The following is a 2,275-nucleotide window of genomic DNA, read 5'->3' as shown; positions in this document are numbered from 1 at the left end:
GCCGCCGCGCCCGACACCGCGGTGTTCAGCGAGCGGGCGCCCTGCGAACCACCGGTCACCAGCAGGGTCGGCGCCGCCGGGTCCAGGCCGAAATGCTCCCGGGCCTGGGCCCGTAACGCGCGCCGGTCCAGCGACGAGATCGCCCGCCGCAGCGGGATTCCGATCACTTCGGCTCGGGGCAGTCCACTGTCGGGTACGGCGGCGAGGATCCGGTCGGCGAACCGCGCCCCGATCTTGTTGGCCAACCCGGCCCGGGCGTTGGCCTCATGCACCACGATCGGCACCCGGCCGCGCGCGGCGAGGTATGCCGGCAGCGCGACATAGCCACCGAACCCGACCACCACGTCGGCGGCGACCGCGTCGAGCACTTCCCGGACCCGGCGCACCGCAGCGCGTAGCCGCACCGGAAGTGCCAGCAGATCCGCGCTCAATCGTCGTGGCAGCGGCACCGCGGGAATGAGCTCCAGTGGGTAGCCACGCTGGGGCACCAGGGTGGTCTCCAGCCCACGCTGGGTGCCCAGCGCGGTGATCCGCGCCTCGGGCGCCGCCCGGCGCACGGCGTCAGCCAGCGCCAACGCTGGTTCCACGTGTCCTGCGGTGCCGCCCCCAGCGATCACCACAGATATCGCCTTCACCGCCTGCCCCAGCTGGACGCGATGGGCCAACCCGCGGCCCGGGACCGCGGTGCGGGCACGTAGGGCACCGGTGGTCGCAGCTGGAGCAGTCGCGACAGCCCACCGTGGCGCCCCGACCGGGCGGACTCGTGACGCAACGCGGACACCGCCTGCGGTTCGTGCCGCGCGAAGTTCGCCAGCAACCCGAAGGCCAGCATCGTCAAGGCGATGGAAGTACCTCCGGAGGAGATCAACGGCAGCGGGATCCCGGTAATCGGCAGCAAGCCGACAACGTAGCCGATGTTGATGGCGGCCTGGCCGACGAGCCAGGTGGTCACGGTTGCGGACACCAGCTTGATCCACGGGTCGGTGTTGCGCGCCGCGATCCGAATCCCGACGTAGGCCAGTGTGCCGAACAGCAGCAGCACCACCAGACAGCCCAGGAAACCCAGCTCCTCGCCGATGATCGCGAAGATGAAGTCGTTGTGCGCGTTGGGCAGGTAGTCCCATTTCGCGCTGCCCTGACCCAGCCCGACCCCCCACCAACCGCCGTCAGCCAGTGAGAACATCGCCTGGCGAGCCTGGTAGGCCGCACCCTGCGGGTCAGAGCCCGGGTGCAGGAACGATTGGATTCGCATCGATCGGTAGCCGGCGAGGCCGGCCATCGCGACCGCCCCGGCGACGGCCGCGATCACGATCGCGCCGAACAGCTCAAGCGGCGCACCGCCGAACCACAGCAGCGCGAGTAGCACCACGGCCAGCGTGATCGTGGTACCCAGGTCGGGTTGCAACATCACCAGCGCAAAGATCGCGACGGCCATCGGGACCAACGGCACGAGCAGGTGCCGCCACTGGTGTAACAGGGCCCGCTTGGTGATCAGTACGTGCGCCCCCCACAGGGCCAGCGCGAGTTTCGTCGGCTCGGAGGGTTGTAGCGAAAGCGGTCCCAACCGGAGCCACTTCTGCGCTCCGTTGATCTCCGCGCCCAGCGGGCTGAGCACCATGGCCAGCAACACGACGCACCCGATGAGGAACAGCCCGCTAGTGCCGCGCAACATCCGCACCGGCATCCGTAGTCCCAACCAGAACAACACCAGCCCGAACCCGCAGTACGCCAGTTGCTGGACGAACACCGCATAGGATGAGCCGACCTTGTTGTAGGACTCCACGTTCGACGCTGAAAGCACCATTACCAGGCCGAACAGGATCAACAGGCCGAACACTGCGAGTACCAGGTGCAACGAGGTGAGCGGCCGGGCCAGCCAGGCGGTGAGCCCGTCTCGAGCGGCTGCCCATTGAACGAGCGCCGACCGACCTGACCGCGACCGAGCACCGTCCGTTCGAGCACCATCCGTTCGAGCACCCCGCGGTCGGGCACCCCGCGGCCGATCCGTCCGCCGTCGACCAGACATCGACGTACCGCGTCGGGTTGAGCCACTCACCGGAGGTCCAGCGCGGCGACGGCGGCGGCGAACACCCGGCCACGATGTGCGTAGTCGGTGAACATATCCATCGACGCCGCCGCCGGGGCGAGTAGCACGACGTCACCCGGCCTGGCCAGCTCCGCTGCTGCTGCCACCACCTCCATCATGGCTCCATCGTCTCCCGAATCCACCACTCGCACCGGGAGGTTGGGTGCGTGTCGCGCCAGCGCGGCGGCG

At 69.3% G+C, this 2,275-nt stretch carries 2 protein-coding genes and 1 pseudogene; all 3 read right to left on the bottom strand.

All coding sequences use genetic code 11. The features are described 5' to 3' along the window. Nucleotides 1-665, bottom strand: a 665-nt coding sequence (locus tag VFW69_RS11495; RefSeq protein ID WP_526501267.1) for a UDP-N-acetylglucosamine--N-acetylmuramyl-(pentapeptide) pyrophosphoryl-undecaprenol N-acetylglucosamine transferase, incomplete at its 3' end; no start/stop codon positions are given. Beyond that, nucleotides 632-2,026 carry a putative lipid II flippase FtsW gene (gene ftsW / locus VFW69_RS11490; protein ID WP_526501265.1) on the bottom strand — a complete coding sequence of 465 codons (1,395 nt, stop codon included), beginning with the start codon at nt 2,024-2,026 and terminating at the stop codon, nt 632-634. The genes VFW69_RS11495 and ftsW, both read right to left, overlap by 34 nt. 26 nt (nt 2,027-2,052) lie before the next feature. Next, nucleotides 2,053-2,275 (bottom strand): annotated as a pseudogene (gene murD, locus VFW69_RS11485) (UDP-N-acetylmuramoyl-L-alanine--D-glutamate ligase); the annotation flags it as partial.

It is taken from the genome of Mycobacterium sp. (genome assembly GCF_036273375.1).
GTDB lineage: Bacteria > Actinomycetota > Actinomycetes > Mycobacteriales > Mycobacteriaceae > Mycobacterium.
This window is presented reverse-complemented; position numbering and strand designations above follow the sequence as displayed.